The organism is Micrococcus sp. HG099, from assembly GCF_024723355.1.
GTDB classification, from domain to species: domain Bacteria; phylum Actinomycetota; class Actinomycetes; order Actinomycetales; family Micrococcaceae; genus Micrococcus; species Micrococcus endophyticus.
The window spans coordinates 1-16,092 of sequence record NZ_JANQCJ010000003.1 but is presented as its reverse complement, the minus strand read 5'-3'; the positions used below and the strand labels follow the sequence as shown (position 1 = coordinate 16,092).

14 protein-coding genes and 1 pseudogene are annotated in these 16,092 nt (G+C 72.9%); 12 read left to right on the top strand and 3 right to left on the bottom strand.

Annotated features, from left to right (window positions below; translation table 11 throughout):
- The first annotated feature begins 3 nt into the window (after positions 1-3).
- The 4 genes from NWP10_RS00610 to NWP10_RS00595 all read left to right on the top strand — a co-directional run bounded on the left by NWP10_RS00610 (position 4) and on the right by NWP10_RS00595 (position 3,491).
- Positions 4-1,098: a methionine ABC transporter ATP-binding protein gene (locus tag NWP10_RS00610; protein WP_258299509.1), complete on the top strand. Its 1,095-nt coding sequence runs from the start codon at positions 4-6 to the stop codon at positions 1,096-1,098.
- A complete protein-coding gene (locus NWP10_RS00605) occupies positions 1,095-1,772 on the top strand; it encodes a methionine ABC transporter permease (protein WP_017487881.1) in 678 nt (225 codons plus the stop codon). Before NWP10_RS00610 ends, NWP10_RS00605 begins: the two co-directional genes overlap by 4 nt.
- An 85-nt stretch (positions 1,773-1,857) precedes the next feature.
- A complete protein-coding gene (locus tag NWP10_RS00600) occupies positions 1,858-2,724 on the top strand; it encodes a thioesterase family protein (protein ID WP_258299508.1) in 867 nt (288 codons plus the stop codon).
- Positions 2,721-3,491 carry a lipoate--protein ligase family protein gene (locus NWP10_RS00595; protein WP_258299507.1) on the top strand — a complete coding sequence of 257 codons (771 nt, stop codon included), beginning with the start codon at positions 2,721-2,723 and terminating at the stop codon, positions 3,489-3,491. The genes NWP10_RS00600 and NWP10_RS00595 overlap by 4 nt, the downstream gene beginning before the upstream one ends.
- A gap of 31 nt (positions 3,492-3,522) precedes the next feature.
- On the opposite strand, the gene NWP10_RS00590 is transcribed toward NWP10_RS00595, so the two are convergent.
- From NWP10_RS00590 to NWP10_RS00580, 3 genes are read right to left on the bottom strand one after another with little or no spacing between them, the layout of a single operon-like run.
- Positions 3,523-4,143: a uridine kinase gene (locus NWP10_RS00590; RefSeq protein WP_258299506.1), complete on the bottom strand. Its 621-nt coding sequence runs from the start codon at positions 4,141-4,143 to the stop codon at positions 3,523-3,525.
- A gap of 32 nt (positions 4,144-4,175) precedes the next feature.
- Positions 4,176-4,841, bottom strand: coding sequence for an MBL fold metallo-hydrolase (locus tag NWP10_RS00585; RefSeq protein ID WP_258299505.1), 666 nt, complete (start codon positions 4,839-4,841; stop codon positions 4,176-4,178).
- Positions 4,841-5,935: an S-(hydroxymethyl)mycothiol dehydrogenase gene (locus NWP10_RS00580; RefSeq protein WP_258299503.1), complete on the bottom strand. Its 1,095-nt coding sequence runs from the start codon at positions 5,933-5,935 to the stop codon at positions 4,841-4,843. The genes NWP10_RS00585 and NWP10_RS00580 overlap by 1 nt, the downstream gene beginning before the upstream one ends.
- A gap of 179 nt (positions 5,936-6,114) precedes the next feature.
- Between NWP10_RS00580 and NWP10_RS00575 the strand changes: the two genes are divergently transcribed.
- From NWP10_RS00575 to NWP10_RS12415, 8 genes and pseudogenes are all read left to right on the top strand, one after another.
- Positions 6,115-6,933 (top strand): SOS response-associated peptidase, encoded by an 819-nt coding sequence (locus tag NWP10_RS00575; RefSeq protein ID WP_017487887.1) that lies wholly within the window; start codon positions 6,115-6,117, stop codon positions 6,931-6,933.
- 250 nt (positions 6,934-7,183) lie between these two features.
- Positions 7,184-8,467, top strand: coding sequence for a benzoate/H(+) symporter BenE family transporter (locus NWP10_RS00570; RefSeq protein WP_258299502.1), 1,284 nt, complete (start codon positions 7,184-7,186; stop codon positions 8,465-8,467).
- A gap of 143 nt (positions 8,468-8,610) precedes the next feature.
- A complete protein-coding gene (gene benA, locus NWP10_RS00565) occupies positions 8,611-9,996 on the top strand; it encodes a benzoate 1,2-dioxygenase large subunit (protein WP_258299501.1) in 1,386 nt (461 codons plus the stop codon).
- A 43-nt stretch (positions 9,997-10,039) separates the two neighbouring features.
- Positions 10,040-10,576, top strand: coding sequence for a benzoate 1,2-dioxygenase small subunit (benB, locus tag NWP10_RS00560; RefSeq protein ID WP_258299527.1), 537 nt, complete (start codon positions 10,040-10,042; stop codon positions 10,574-10,576).
- Positions 10,577-10,646: 70 nt separating this feature from the next.
- The gene (gene benC / locus NWP10_RS00555; protein ID WP_258299500.1) at positions 10,647-12,221 is read left to right on the top strand and encodes a benzoate 1,2-dioxygenase electron transfer component BenC; all 1,575 of its coding nucleotides are present in this window, start codon (positions 10,647-10,649) and stop codon (positions 12,219-12,221) included.
- Positions 12,221-13,042, top strand: coding sequence for a 1,6-dihydroxycyclohexa-2,4-diene-1-carboxylate dehydrogenase (locus NWP10_RS00550; RefSeq protein ID WP_309137680.1), 822 nt, complete (start codon positions 12,221-12,223; stop codon positions 13,040-13,042). Before benC ends, NWP10_RS00550 begins: the two co-directional genes overlap by 1 nt.
- Before the next feature lie 79 nt (positions 13,043-13,121).
- Positions 13,122-13,586 (top strand): annotated as a pseudogene (locus NWP10_RS00545) (ATP-binding protein); the annotation flags it as partial.
- 2,011 nt (positions 13,587-15,597) lie between these two features.
- Positions 15,598-15,966, top strand: coding sequence for a helix-turn-helix transcriptional regulator (locus tag NWP10_RS12415; RefSeq protein ID WP_309137681.1), 369 nt, complete (start codon positions 15,598-15,600; stop codon positions 15,964-15,966).
- Positions 15,967-16,092: the final 126 nt, after the last annotated feature.

Here is a 16,092-nt window from a genome sequence, read left to right as displayed (position 1 = left end):
TCCATGGCAGGTTCCCATACGTCCGACCGTGATGCGGTCACCCCGGGGCGCCACTCTGAGGGCGTCCCGGGGGAGCCGGTGATCGTCTTCGACCACGTGAGCCGCGTCTTCACCGCCAAGAAGGGCCGCGGCGTCACGGCCGTGGACGACGTCTCGCTCACCGTGCGACGCGGTGAGGTCTTCGGCGTGATCGGCTTCTCCGGCGCCGGCAAGTCCACCCTCATCCGCATGATCAACGGGCTCGAGAAGCCGACGTCGGGCACCGTCACGGTGCTGGGCCAGCAGGTCTCGCACCTGTCCGAGGCGAAGCTGCGCCCGCTGCGCACCCGCATCGGCATGGTGTTCCAGCAGTTCAACCTGCTGACCTCCCGCACCGTGGCGGGGAACATCGAGTTCGCCCTGGACACAGCCGGCTGGCCGCGGTCCAAGCGCCGCGCTCGCGTGGCGGAGCTGCTCGAGTTCGTCGGCCTGGCGGACAAGGCCAAGCACTACCCGGAGCAGCTCTCGGGCGGCCAGAAGCAGCGCGTCGGCATCGCCCGCGCCCTGGCCGCCGAGCCGGAGATCCTGCTCGCGGACGAGGCCACCAGCGCCCTGGATCCCTCGACGACGCACGAGGTGCTCTCCGTGCTGCGCCGCGTCAACGAGGAGCTCGGGGTCACGATCGTGGCCATCACCCACGAGATGGAGGTCATCCGCTCGATCGCCGACCGCGTCGCCGTGATGGACACCGGCCGCGTGGTGGAGTCCGGCAAGGTCTACGACCTCTTCTCCCGGCCCGCCCACTCCGCCGACGCCGCGTCCTTCGTGGCCACGGCGCTCAAGGACCGGCCGAATGCCGAGGAGGTGGCACGCATCCGGGCGCGCACCGAGGGTCGGCTGATCATGGTCTCGCTCAAGGACTCCGCCGCGGTCTCGGCCGTGCTCGGCACCGCGTCGACGCGCGGCGTCGGCTTCGAGATCGCCCACGGCGGCATGTCCGCCACCAAGGACTCCGCGTACGGCCTGCTCACCGTGGCGCTCACGGGCGAGGCCGCCGCGGTGGACGCGTTCGTCGCGGACCTGGCCGGCGCCGGGGACGTGCAGGAGGTGCAGCAGTGATCGACCGTTTCCAGAACCTCGACTGGGGGTACTACGGCCCCGAGCTCCTGACCGCCGTGGGGGACACCCTCTACATGGTCGGCTGGGCGTTCGTCCTCGGCGGCGTCCTCGGCCTGCTGGTCGGGCTCATCCTCTACACCACGCGCCCGGGCGGCATCTTCGCCAACCGCGCCGTCTACCTGGTCACGAACTTCATCGTGAACCTCATCCGGCCCATCCCGTTCGTCATCCTCATCGCCGCCCTGCAGCCGCTGACCATCGCGACGCTCGGCACCGGCATCGGCAACACCGCCGTGGTGTTCTGCATGATCTGGGCATCCACGTTCGGCATCGCCCGCATCGTGGAGCAGAACCTCGTCTCGCTGGACCCCGGCGTGATCGAGGCCGCCCGCGCGATGGGCGCCTCCCGCATGCGGATCGTGCGCACCGTGGTGCTGCCCGAGGCCCTCGGCCCGCTGATCCTCGGCTTCACGTTCGTGATCATCGCGCTCGTGGACATGTCCGCGATGGCGGGCATCATCGGTGGCGGCGGCGTCGGCAACTTCGCCATCGTGGAGGGCTACAACCGGTTCCGTCCGGAGGTCACCTGGCTGGCCGTGATCGTGGTGATCGTGTTCGTCCAGGCGCTGCAGCTGATCGGCAACGGCATCGCCCGCAAGGTCATGCGCCGCTGAACCCCGGCTCGGCCCACGCCGTGGCGGCCGGTGACATCCCCGCGGGGACGTCACCGGCCGTCGTCGTTCTGGCAGACTTCGGCCCATGACCGACATCACCTCCACCGCCGCGACCTCCGTCGCTGACGATCCCCTGGCCTTCTACGTCCGCCTCGGCGAGCCCACCGTGGACGCCGACGGCGTCCGCACCTCCCGCGTGCGCTCCACCGTGCACGCCCAGGGCGCATGGCGGCAGGAGGAGATGCACATGGCCGCCGTCTCGGGCCTGCTGCTGCACGAGGTGACCGCGCACGAGACCACCCCCGGGCTGCGGGTGGGACGGCTCTCCTACGACATCCTGGGCACGCTCTGGTCGGGCGAGCTCGAGGTGGTCACGCGCACCCTGCGTCCGGGCCGCACCATCGAGCTCGTCGAGTCCGTGCTCCACGCCCGGGGCCGCACCGTGCTGACCCTGCGCGCCTGGCTGCTGTCCACCTCGGACACCTCCGCCGTCGCCCAGCTGCCGGACGAGCCCCTCCCGCCGCGCTCGCAGGCGCAGGCGCACAACGCACTCCAGGGATGGGCAGGCGGGTACATCGCCTCCCTCGACGGCGTCGTCCTGCCCGGCCACGGGCCGGGCCACGGCCGGGTCTGGCTCACCACGGACCGCGAGATGGTGGCGGGGGAGAGCACGAGCGACCTGGTGCGCCTGATCAGCCTCACCGATGCGGCCAACGGGATCGCCCCGGCCCTGCCGGCGAAGCCGGGCGGATGGTTCTTCCCCAACGTGGACCTGCAGATCCACCTGTACCGCGAGCCCACCGGCCACTGGCTCGGCCTCGCGGGGCAGGTCACGGTGGGCCCGGACGGCGTGGGCCTGACCAGCACCGTCCTCCACGACGACGACGGCCCCTTCGCCCACGTCGAGCAGACCCTCACCCTGCGCTCCTGGCCGGTCGAGGGCGGCCTGTGAGCGCAGCTCCCCGGCTGCGCTGGGCCGTGCAGGAGCGGACCCTCGGGGCCGCCCACGACCTCGACTGGGCCATGGGTGAGCTGGCCGTCTTCCGCGCCGCGGCGGCCGAGGGGAGGGCCCTCGACGATCTGATCCGCGTCTACGTGCCCGAACCGACGGTCGCGTTCGGCCAGCGCGACGCGCGGCTGCCTGGCTTCGAGGCCGCGGCCGCGGCGGCCCGGACCCACGGCTTCGAGCCGGCGGTGCGCCGGGCCGGCGGACGGGCGGCGGCCTACCACCACGGCTGCCTGGTGGTGGACCACCTGAGCCAGCAGGAGGACGCCGCACTCACGCAGCAGGCCCGGTTCGCCGAGTTCGCCGACCTGTTCGTGCGGGCGTTCGCGCGCATGGACGTGCCCGCCTCCGTGGGCGAGATCCCGGGGGAGTACTGCCCGGGCGAGTTCTCCGTGCAGGGGCCTGCGCCGACATACCCGGTGAAGCTGGCCGGCTCAGCGCAGCGCGTGGTGAAGGGGGCGTTCCTGTTCTCCACCCACGTGGTGGTGTCGGACCCCGCCCCGCTGCGGGCCGTGCTCGTCGACGTCTACCGGGAGCTCGGCCTGGACATGGACCCCCGCACGGCGGGCGCGGCCGAGGACGTGCGCCCCGGGGTGAGCGTTCCCGCGTTCGCCGCGGCCCTGCGGGAGGAGTACACGGCGTGGGCGGCCGCCGCCGGTCTCGAGGTCGTGGACGAGCAGCTCGCCGTCCTCGGCGCGGGCACCTCCGGCTGAGGGCACGGGCGGCCCGGCTGCGGGCGGGCCGTCAGGCCGTGAGGTCGGCGATGATCTCCCGCTTGCGTCGCGGGGTGAAGCCGGCCGCCACGGCCGCCGCCCGGCGCGCCGCGTCCGTCCGATACAGGGACCAGCCCCGCTGCACGAGGAACGGCACCGGCTTGCGACGCTCGGCGACGTCGCGCACGAACCGGCGGGCCGCCGTCGTGGTCCGTGCCTGGTCGATGTACCAGGCCGCGTAGCCGACCCCGGCCCGGTCCAGGGCGGCGGGCATGCGCTCGGCGAAGATGCCCTCCGCCACGATCACCCCGCCCGGCTCGAGCGCGACGGTGCTGTGCCCCCGGACGGAGGACGTGGAGATGTCGTAGTCGGGCACGCGCGTGGCGCCCTCTTCGAGCAATTCGACGACGGCGTCCACGGCCGCCTGCTCATCCCACGTTCCGGGGTGGTCCCAGTCGATCTCGCCGTACGGGGTGCGCGGGAACACGGGGCCGGGCCCACCCGCGGCGCCGTCGTCGGACTGCGGACGGTAGAACGCATCGAGCGAGAGGTGGGGCCGGCCGTGCCGCCGGGCCAGGTAGGACTTGCCGGAGCCCGACGCGCCGCCGAGCAGGATCACGGAGTGAGGGGGCGAGGCGGGGAGGATGGTCACGGGGGACCATTCTTCCCCACCTCGGCGCGTCCTCAGTGGCCGCGGTCGACCCACTCCTGCAGGTGCGGCTTCTCCGTGCCGATCGTGGTGGAGTCGCCGTGGCCGGTGTGGACCACGGTGGCCTCCGGCAGCGGGAACAGGCGCTCGCGGATGGATTCGATGATCGTGTCGAAGTCCGAGTACGAGCGGCCGGTGGCGCCGGGCCCGCCCTGGAACAGGGTGTCGCCGGAGAACACGACGCCCGTCGGGGCGCCGTCGTCGCCGTCGTCGCCGGCCTCGCCCAGGGCGGGGGCGTACAGGCAGACCGAGCCGGGGGAGTGACCGGGGGTGTGCAGCACCCGCAGCTCGACGCCGGCCACCTTCAGCACGTCGCCGTCGGCGAGGGCGCCGTCCGGCTCCTCGTCCGGGAACACGTCGTCCCAGAGCATGCGGTCCGCAGGATGGAGCAGCACGGGGGCGTCCACCATCTGGCGGAACTCCTGGACCTGACGGATGTGGTCGTCGTGGCCGTGGGTGAGGACGATGGCCAGCACCTGGCGGCCGTTCACCTTCTTCCAGACTGCCGAGGCGTCGTGGGCCGGGTCGATGACGATGCACTGCTCCGCGCCGCCCACGATCCACACGTTGTTGTCCACGTCGAACGTCTCCCCGTCCAGGGAGAACGTGCCGGAGGTGACCAGGTGGTCGATGCGCGCCATCAGAGCACCACCACCGAGCGCAGGACGTTGCCGGACTTCATCGTCTCGAAGGCCTCGTTCACCTCGTCCAGGGCGATGGTCTCCGTGACGAACTCGTCGAGCGGCAGGCGGCCCAGGCGGTACTGGTCCACGAGCATCGGGAAGTCGCGCTCCGGCAGGCAGTCGCCGTACCACGAGGACTTCAGCGCGCCGCCTCGGCCGAAGACCTCCAGCAGGGGCAGCTTCAGCTCCATGCCGGGGATGGGCACGCCCACCAGGACGACGCGGCCGGCCAGGTCCCGGGCGTAGAACGCCTGCTCGTAGGTCTCCGGGCGGCCGACCGCCTCGATGACCACGTCGGCGCCGAAGCCGCCGGTCGCCGCGCGGATGGCCTCCACGGGGTCCTCGTCCTTCGAGTTCACGGTGTGGGTGGCGCCGAGCTCCTGAGCCTTGGCGAGCTTCTTGGCGTCGATGTCCACCGCGATGATCGTGGTGGCGCCGGCGAGCTTCGCCCCGGCGATCGTGGCCACGCCGACGCCGCCGCAGCCGATCACGGCCACGGACTCGCCGCGCTTGACCTCGCCGGTGTTGATGGCCGCGCCGATGCCGGCCATGATCCCGCAGCCGAGCAGGCCGACCGCGGCCTGCTCCTCGGGAGTGTCGACGCCATCGACCTTGGTGCACTGCTTGGCGTGGACGAGCGTCTTGTCCGCGAACGCCCCGATGCCCAGGGCCGGGGACAGCTCCGTGCCGTCCTCGAGGGTCATCTTCTGGGTCGCGTTGTGGGTGTTGAAGCAGTACTTCGGCTCGCCCTTGCGGCATGCGCGGCACTCGCCGCACACGGCGCGCCAGTTGAGGATCACGGTGTCGCCGACCTTGACGTGGTCGACGCCCTCGCCGATCGCTGAGACCACACCCGTGGCCTCGTGGCCGAGCAGGTAGGGGTACTCGTCGCCGATCCCGCCCTGGACGTAGTGCAGATCCGTGTGGCAGACGCCGCACGTCTTCACGTCCACGACGGCCTCACCGGGCCCGGGGTCGGGGATGACGATGGTCTCGAGGGTGACGGGGGCGTCCTTCGCCATGGCGACGATGCCGCGGACCTTCTGGGGCACGGGGGACCTCCTGGTCGATGGGGTGACTTGCCTCCATCCCACCACAGGGCGGCGCCGGGCCGCACCCTGGCCGCCGTGCCGCCGCCGCAACGCCGACGGCGCTGCGCTCACGACGCGCCGTGCGGACCCGGGTGCCGACGGCGTGTCCTGAGCGCGACGCCGGGGGCACACTGGGGTGCATGTGCGGACGGTATGTGATGGCCCGGGCGGCCGGGGACCTGGTGGCGCTCGGCGGCGGGGAGCTGCCGGACGAGCGGCTGGAGCTGAGGCGCAGCTGGAACGTGGCGCCCACCTCGGACGTACCGATCCTGCTCGAGCGGGAGGCGGACGGGGCCGTGCGCCGGGAGCTTCACGTGGCCCGCTGGGGGCTCGTCCCGCCGTGGGCCAAGGAGCTGGCCGTGGGTTCGCGCGCGTTCAACGCCCGGTCCGAGACCGTCGCGTCCAAGCCGACCTTCCGTGCCGCCGTCAAGGCGCGTCGCTGCGCCGTGCCCGTCGAGGGGTACTACGAGTGGAAGGCTCCGGAGCCCGGCGCGAAGGGGCCGGACGGGAAGGCCGCGAAGAAGCAGCCGTATTACGTGCACCCGGTCGGCGCCGGCGACGGCGAGGGGCCGGTCATCTGGTTCGCGGGGCTCTACGAGTGGTGGCAGGACCCTGAGGCCGAGGCGGCCGGGCGGGACCCGTGGGTGCTCTCGACGACGATCCTCACCATGGCCGCCCCGGACGCGGACGACGAGGACGAGGTCCTGGGGTCGCTCGGCGACCTGCACGACCGCCTCCCGGTGCCCCTGGACGCGGAGACCATGGACGCCTGGCTGACCCCGGGGCGGCTCGGCTCGGCCGAGGAGGCCGACGCGCTCGTGGGGCAGGTGTGCGCCGGAGCCTACGACGTCGCGGCGGGCTGGGTGCTGCGGCCCGTGGGCACAGCCGTGGGGAACGTCCGCAACGACGGCCCCGAGCTGATCCAGGCCGAGGAGCCCGCGCAGGGCACCCTGCTCTGAGGACGAGGCGGCGGGGACTCGGGACGGGGGCTCGGGTAGGGGCTCTGGGCGAGGCGGGGCGATCGGGCGCCGCGCTCGACGACGGCCGCCGGGTGTGACGCGGGACACCGGGGTGGCCCTGGCGCGAACCCAGGGTCACCCCCGGTCCGCCCGCGCCGGGGCTCTACTGGACTGGCAGTGCGGTCGCACGACCGTGCGTCGGGCGCACCCCCGACGCGCCCGCCGCACGACCCCGAGACGAGGCGCACCCATGTTCACCACGCAGCAGCAGCCCGGTCAGGCCGTCGTCGAGGATCCGGCGGAGCGCCGGGAGGCGCCGGTCGCGGAGCCGCCCGTGGAGCGCCCGCGGCGCCCGTACGGCCCGCGCCGGATCCTGCGGGACCTGGGGCCGCAGTACGCGGTGAACGGGCTGCTCGGCGTCGTCTTCTCCGTGTCCGGCCCCGCCGCCGTCACCCTCGCCGTGGGCGCCGCCGGCGGCCTCAGCCAGGCGCATACGGCGTCCTGGGTCTTCGGCATGCTGCTCTCGGCCGGGCTGGCCACCCTGGTGATGTCCGTGCTCTACCGGCAACCCCTGGGCTTCGCCTGGTCCATCCCCGGCACGGTCCTGGTGGGGCCGTCCCTGCAGCACCTCTCCTTCGCCGAGGTGGTCGGCGCGTTCTTCGGCTGCGGCGTGCTCGTGCTCGCCCTCGGGCTCACGGGCGTGATGCGGCGCGTGACGGCCGCGCTGCCCATGCCCATCGTCATGGCCATGGTCGCCGCCGTGTTCCTGCGCTTCGGCACGGACATCGTGCACTCCGCCCGCACCGACCTGCCCGTGGCCGGCCCCATGATCGCCGTGTTCCTGCTGCTCACCGCCGTCCCGGCGCTCGGGCGGCGGATGCCACCCGTGCTCGGGGCGATGCTCGTGGGGATCGCCGCCGTCGCGCTCTCCGGCCGCTTCGCGCTCGCGGACGGGCCCACCCTGGCCGCACCGGTGTTCACGGCGCCCGAGTTCACGTGGGCCGCCCAGCTCGAGCTCGTGGTTCCGCTGGCCATCACCGTGCTGTTCGTGCAGAACGGCCAGGGCCAGGCGGTGCTCACGGCGGCCGGCCACCGCCCGCCGATCAACGCCTACACCGTGGCATCCGGCGCGTTCTCCCTGGTCAACGCCGCGGTGGGCGCCGTCTCGGCGTGCGTCACCGGACCCACGAACGCGCTGCTCACCGCCTCGGGGGAGCGGCACCGGCAGTACACGGCGGCGCTGGTCTACGCGGTGCTCTTCCTGGCGTGCGCCCTCGTGGCCCCGGCGATCGTGCGCGCGATGCTCGCCACCCCGGAGGCGTTCATCCTCACCCTGGGCGGGCTGGCCATGCTGCGCTCGCTGCTGCAGGCGTTCCTCACGGCGTTCTCCGGCCCGCACGCCCTGGGGGCGCTGACGGCGTTCATCGTCACGGTCTCCGGGCTGGACCTGCTGAACCTCCACGCGGCCTTCTGGGGGATCGTGATCGGCTGGGCCGTGGCCCGTCTGACCACCCCGCGCGGGGCCACCCCCTGACCCCCTGCCCACCCCCTGGGCCAGCCCTAGGGCATCCCCTGATGTGACCCCCGTCACCGGCCAGCAGACTGGCAGGCGTATCGACTCACCGGGCCGGCCGCCACCGCCGCCGGACCCGGGTCACCGCCAGAAGGAGTGCCCCCATGACCCTGAACCTCGACCACGTCCGCGACGTGCTGGACGACGCGATCATCGACGACCGCGAGCAGGGCGTCATCCGCGCCAAGCGCGAGATCTTCACCGACGAGGAGCTCTTCGAGCTGGAGATGCGCCACATTTTCGAGGGCAACTGGGTGTACCTGGCGCACGAGTCCCAGCTGCCCGAGGTGGGCGACTACTTCACCACCTACATCGGCCGCACCCCCGTGGTCCTCACCCGGGGCAAGGAGGAGCAGCTGCACTGCCTCGTCAACGCCTGCTCGCACCGCGGCGCCATGCTGTGCCGCCGCAAGACGGACAACCGCACCACCTTCACCTGCCCGTTCCACGGCTGGACGTTCAAGAACTCCGGCGAGCTGCTCAAGGTCAAGGACGGCCGCAACGGCGGCTACCCCGAGGGCTTCAACACCGAGGGCTCGCACGACCTCACCAAGGTGGCCCGCTTCGAGTCCTACCGCGGCTTCCTCTTCGGCTCCCTCAACCCGGACGTGCTGCCCCTCGAGGAGCACCTGGGCGACGCCGCCAAGGTCATCGACTCGATCGTGGACCAGTCCCCGGAGGGCCTCGAGGTCCTGCGCGGTGCCTCCACCTACACCTACGACGGCAACTGGAAGGTGCAGGCTGAGAACGGCGCCGACGGCTACCACGTCACCTCGGTGCACTGGAACTACGCCGCCACCACCGCCCGCCGCACCGCCGGCGACTCGGCGAACAAGACCAAGGCCATGGACGCCGGCAAGTGGGGCAAGGTCAAGGGCGGGTTCTACTCCTACCCCCACGGCCATCTGCTGCTGTGGCAGGAGTGGACCAACCCGGAGGACCGCCCGCTGTGGGACCGCCGCGAGGAGCTCGTCCAGAAGTACGGCGATGAGATGGCGAACTTCATGATCAACATCTCGCGCAACCTGTGCCTGTACCCGAACGTCTACATCATGGACCAGTTCTCCTCCCAGATCCGCCACTTCCGGCCGATCTCGGCGGACAAGACCGAGGTCACCATCTACTGCATCGCCCCCAAGGGCGAGTCCGCGGAGAACCGCGCCAGGCGCATCCGCCAGTACGAGGACTTCTTCAACGCCACCGGCATGGCCACCCCGGACGACCTGGAGGAGTTCCGCTCCTGCAACAAGACCTACTGGGCCAAGACCGCCAAGTGGAACGACATGGCCCGCGGCGCCGCCCACCAGGTGGCGGGCCCGGACGAGCAGGCCGCCGCGCTCGGCATGGACGGCGTGATCGCCTCCGGCGTCCGCACCGAGGACGAGGGCCTCTACCCAATCCAGCACGGCTACTGGCACGACGTCATGGAGAAGGCCGTCGAAGTCGAGCAGGCCATGACCGACCGCCAGGCCGCCCTGGCCGGCTCCTGAGCCGCGCCGCCCGAGACGCTTCCGAGGAGACCCCGAGATGACCATGACCATGACCGAGACCGAGACCTTCACCGTGTCCACCGCCGAGGACGCCCTCCTGCTCGAACAGGTCCGCGCGTTCCTCTACCGCGAGGCCCGCCTGCTGGACGACCGCCGCTTCGACGAGTGGATCGAGTGCTACCACCCGGACGCCGAGTTCTGGATGCCGGCCTGGGACGACAACGACGAGCTGACCGAGGACCCGCAGTCCGAGATCTCCCTGATCTACTACGACAACCGCGGCGGCCTCGAGGACCGCGTGTTCCGCATCAAGACGGACCGCTCCTCGGCCACGTCCCTGCCGGACCCCCGCACGGGCCACAACGTCACCGACGTGGAGATCCTCGAGCGCGACGGGGACACCGTCCAGGTGCGCTTCAACTGGTTCACCCTGTACTTCCGCTACCACACGACGGACACATACTTCGGCACCAGCCACTACACGATCGACCTCGCCGGCGGCACCCCCCAGATCCGCCGCAAGAAGGTCGTGCTCAAGAACGACTACATCCGCCACGTGGTGGACGTCTACATGATCTGACCCGCACGGGTCCCCCCAGCAGCACACCCCCGGGCCCGCAGCGGCCCGCCCAGAACCCCCAGGAGGAACCATGGGACACCAGGTAGCCCTGAACTTCGAGGACGGCGTGACGAAGGTCGTCAAGGTCGGCGACTTCGAGACCATCATGGACGCGGCCTACAAGGCCCGCATCAACCTGCCCTCGGACTGCCGCGACGGCGCGTGCGGCACGTGCAAGTCGTTCTGTGACTCCGGCTCGTTCGATCCGGGCGACTTCATCGACGACGCGATGACGGAGGAGGAGCTCGAGAAGGGCTACCTGCTCACGTGCCAGGCCGTGCCCGAGTCGGACATGAGCATCCAGGTCCCGGCCACGGCCGAGTCCGCCAAGACCGGCGCGTCCACCTTCACGTCCACGATCTCGAAGATCGACCGCCACTCCGAGTCCACGATCTCCTTCACCCTGGACACGGACCGCCGCGAGGACCTCACGTTCCTGCCCGGCCAGTACGTGAACCTGAAGGTGCCCGGCACGGACGTGGAGCGCTCCTACTCCTTCAGCACCGGCCCCGAGGTCGCCGAGAACTCGTTCATGGTGCGCATCACCCCGCAGGGCGCGATGTCCGAGTACCTGCGCGACCGCGCCGAGGTGGGGGACGCCATCGAGTTCTCCGGCCCCTTCGGCTCCTTCTTCCTGCGCGAGCCCAAGCGCCCGCTGCTGCTGCTGGCCGGCGGCACCGGCCTGGCCCCGCTGATGTCCATCCTCGAGAAGCTCGCCACGGACGGCTTCGCGCAGCCCGTGCACCTGATCTACGGCGTCAGCCGCGAGGCGGACATCGTGGGCCTGGACTGGCTGCGCGCCTACGAGGAGCGCCTGGCGGACTTCACGTGGGACCTGATCGCCTCGGAGCCGGGCACCTCCGCGCCGCACACCGGCTACGTCACCCAGATCATCGAGCCGAAGCACCTCAACGACGGCGACGTGGACGTCTACCTGTGCGGCCCGCCGCCCATGGTCAACGCCGTGGCGTCGTGGCTGGACGCCGAGGGCGTCGAGCCCGCCAACTTCTACTTCGAGCGCTTCGCGCCCAAGGAGAAGACCGGCGGCGACGCCGAGACCGGCGCCCCGCCGTCGGCGCAGACCATCGCCGAGCAGGGCGACACGATCACCGCCGCCGAGTCCGTCTCGAGCCTGGAGACCGGCCGCCTGGACTTCAGCCGCGAGGACTCGCACGCCCACCTCGACGCCCGCATGGGCCTGGAGCTGGCCATCACCGAGCTGATGATGGGCCGGCTCTCCGAGGAGCAGCTGGCGCAGTTCGGCCGCCTCGCCGAGGCCACCGCGACGCTCGTGGACGGCTCCGCCGTGGTGGACGCGGAGGAGTGTGTGCGCACCAACGAGGAGTTCCACGAGTACCTGTTCACCATCTCGGGCAACCCCACCCTGCTGGAGTCCTACCGCCGGCTGGACATCCACGCTCAGATGGAGGCCACCTTCGAGAAGGGCACCGAGATCTTCTCGCGCGTGGCGCAGGACCACCTCGACGTCGTCGCCGCCTTCCGGGACAAGGACCGCGAGCGCGCCCGCGACGTGATCATGGCCCACGCCACCGACGCGAAGACCACCATGACGGGGGCGATCGCGGTCGTCGAGGCGCGCGTCTGATGCCGGCCGCGTACGCCGGCGGCCTGATCGCCCCGGGCCGGTTCGACGGGCAGGTGGCCGTGGTGACGGGCGCCGCCCAGGGGATCGGGCGGCGCGTGGCCGAACGGATCGCCGCCGAGGGCGGGCAGGTGGTCCTCGCGGACCGCGCGGACCTCGTCCACGAGGTGGCCGCCGAGGTCGACGCCGCGGCGCGCGCCGCCGGCGGGTCGGCGTCGGCGACGACGGCGGACCTGGAGTCCTTCTCCGGGGCCGAGTCCGTGGTGGCCGCCGCCCGCGAGCGCCACGGCCGCGTGGACGTGCTCGTGAACAACGTGGGTGGGACCATCTGGGCCCGGCCGTACGAGGAGTACGACGAGGAGCGGATCGAGAAGGAGATCCGCCGCTCCCTGTTCCCCACGCTGTGGATGTGCCGGGCCGTGCTGCCGGCCATGCTCGAGGCGGGCTCCGGGGTGATCGTCAACGTCTCCTCGGTGGCCACCCGCGGCATGCACCGGGTGCCGTATGCGGCGGCCAAGGGCGGGGTGAACGCCCTGACCCAGTCGCTGGCCATGGAGGTGGCCGGGCGCGGCGTGCGCGTGGTGGCCACCGCCCCGGGCGGCACCGAGGCGCCGCCGCGGCGCGTGCAGCGCGGGCCCGGCGCGGAGACGGAGCAGGAGAAGGCCTGGTACCAGACGATCGTGGACCAGACCGTGGACTCCTCGTTCCTCAAGCGCTACGGCACGCTCGACGAGCAGGCCGCGCCCATCGTGTTCCTGGCCTCCCCGGAGGCCTCGTACCTGACGGGCAGCATCACGCCCGTGGCCGGCGGCGACCTGGGCTGAGCGCCCCGCCCCCGGCAGAGCCGACCGGATCCCCGCCGCCGCACGGCGGCGGGGATCCGCCGCATGAGAGGATCCGCCCATGCTCCCCGCCCGCCCGGACACCGCCCCGACGCCGGACCGCCACCTCGTCGGCCGCGAGGAGGTGCTGCGGCAGCTGCAGCGGACCTTCGAGCACGTGGCGGAGGGGCACGTGCGCACCGTGGTCCTCTCGGGGCCCGCCGGCGCGGGCAAGACGGCCGTGCTCGAGACGTTCCTGCGCCGCTGCGCGGCCGCCCGCCCCGAGACCCGCTTCTTCAGCGCGGTGGGGGACGCGTGGGAGAGCCAGCTGCCGCTGGCCGGCTACTCCCAGCTCATGCAGACGGCCCCGATCCGCTCGCAGAAGGCCTACGACCCCGCGGCCGAGCCCGCCGTCCCCGGCTTCGAGGCGCTGACCCCCACGCAGGCGGCGCACCACGCCGCCACGTTCATGGTCCACCTGGACTCGCACCAGACCGCCGGCCCCGTGGTGGTGGCGGTGGACGACGTGCACGACCTGGACGAGGCCACCCTGCGCATCCTCGTGTTCGTGATGCGCCGACTGCGGGACCGGCGCGTGCTCTTCGTGCTCGCCCTGGACCCGGCCCGCGCCCACGCGCTGCCCACCGGCCTGCTGGCCGGGCACCGCGTCCTGCGGTTCACCCTGGACCCCCTCGACGGCGGGCAGGTGCAGGAGCTCGCGCGCCAGCGCCGGCACCTCGAGCTCACCGCGACGGCGGCCCAGCGCGTCGTCGAGCACACCCGCGGCCTGCCGCTGCCCATCGTCGAGCTGCTCGACGAGCTGCCCGAGCAGACCTGGGAGGACTGGTTCCCCTCGCTGCCGGCGTCGGCGCGGATGCGCGCCCTCGTGGAGGCGCGCCTGCGGGAGGGCTCGGAGGCGATGGCCGACGTCGTGCACGCCGTGGCCGTGCTGGGCCCGACCGCCGGCCTGGACACCATCCGCCGGGTGCTCGGCGGGGACGAGGCCGAGGGCGTCTCCGACGCGCACATCCTCGGCGCCCTGGACGAGGGGCACCGGCTGCGCCTCGTGCGGCTCAGCGCCGCCGACGCCCCGGCCACCGTGGGCTTCGTGGACCCGGGCGCGAGCACCGCCGTGTACGACCTCATCCCGCCCAGCCGCCGGCAGGCGCTGCACCGCCGGGCCGCCGAGGCCGTCACGGACGAGGCCACGCAGCTGGCGCACCGGGTGGCCGCCACCATCGGGGTGGACGAGGACCTCGCCGCCGAGATGGAGGCCTTCGCCGACCGCCAGGCCGGCCTCGGGGCGTGGAACGAGGTGGCCACCGCGCTGTTCTCGGCCTCCCGCCTCTCCCGTCACCCGGCGCAGCGGGCGGACCGGCTGCTGCGCGCCGTCGACGCCCTCGTGGGCGCCGGCAGCATCGCCCACGCCCAGGCGTGGCGGGCGGCCGTGGACGCCATGCCGCCCTCAGCGCTGCGCTCCTCCGTGCTCGGCTACCTCTCGACGGCGGCCGGCCTGCAGCAGAGCGCCGCCATGCAGCTGGACGCGGCGTGGGAGGCCAGCGACCCGGACGAGGACCCCGCCGGCACCGCCACCGTGGCCCAGCGGCTCGTGCTGCACGGCCTCGCCGAATGGGACGGCCCCGCCCTCGTGCAGTGGGCGGACACGGCGGTGCACCTGGCCGAGCGGGACGCCCCCGCGCGGATCGAGGCGGCGGCCATCCGCGGCCTCGGGCTCTACGCGCAGGGCCGCTGGCGGGAGGCCGAGGAGTCCTACGCCCGCGCCCTCCTGCGCGCCGAGGAGGGCCCGCAGAAGCAGCGCGTGCTGATGGGATCGGCTTGGCTGGCCCTGCGCCTCGACGACGTCGAGCACGCCCTGGTCAACTTCGAGGCCGCGGCGCCCCTGGGCTCGCGCGGCGGGTCCCTGCGCATCGCCCTATGGGCCGAGGCGTGGCTCGCCCGCACCCAGCTGGTGCTGGGGGAGTGGGACGCCGCCGCGACCACCGTGATCCGCGCCGAGTCCCGCATGCACTCGGCCGGGATGCCGCTGATCGGGCCGCTGCTGTATTGGACCGCCGCCGAGTTGTGGTCCCTGCGCGGGGACCTGGACCGGGCCCGGCACTACCTCGCGCTCGCGGGCGCCCACCGCAGCTCCTACCGCGTGATGCAGGTGCCCGCGCAGCTCGCCCGCGCCCGCTTCCACGAGTCCCGGGGGGACTACGCGAGCGCCCTCGAGGCGCTCGAGCCGCTCACCGAGATCGACCCCTGGACGGCCGAGCACGTCTCCTTCTGGCCGTGGCAGGACACGTACGTCAACGCCCTGGTCATGACGAACCGGCTCGACCAGGCGCAGGAGTTCCTCGAGGGGATGGCCGGCGTGCCCCGGGAGCGCGCCGTGGCCACGGACGAGGCCCGCCTGGACTGGGCGTGGGGCCGCCTGCTTGCCGCGCAGGGGGGACGTGGACGGGGCCCGCGAGCGCTTCGAGACCGCCCTGGAGCGGCTGCAGGGCCTGCACCGGCCCTACCTGCGCGCCCGGATCAACTTCGCGTTCGGGCAGTCCATGCGCCGCGCGGGCAAGCGCCGGCTCGCCTTCACCGTGCTGCAGGCCGCCCGGGAGCTGTACGTGTCCCTCGGCGCCGTCACCTACGTGGACCGGTGCGACCGGGAGCTGAAGGCCACCGGCATGGAGCCGATGGGCGACGTCGTGGTGGACGTGGCCCCCGCCGGGACCGGGTCCCGGGACGAGGAGCTGACCGCCCAGGAGCAGGCCGTGGCCGGGCTCGTGGCCGGCGGCGCGACGAACAAGGAGGTGGCCCGGTCCCTGTTCCTCGCGGAGAAGACCGTGCAGTACCACCTCACGCGCATCTACCGGAAGCTCGGGGTGCGCTCGCGCAGCGAGCTGGCCGCGCGCTGGCGCGAGGACGACTGAGCCCCCCTCGCGCGGACGGGCGGGCCGACGTCGTGACGACGCCGGCCCGCCCGTCCGGGTCCGGGGTGCCGGGGGTGCCGCGCTCAGGCGCGGCCGGTGCCGACGCCGGCCGGGGCGGGCTCGAAG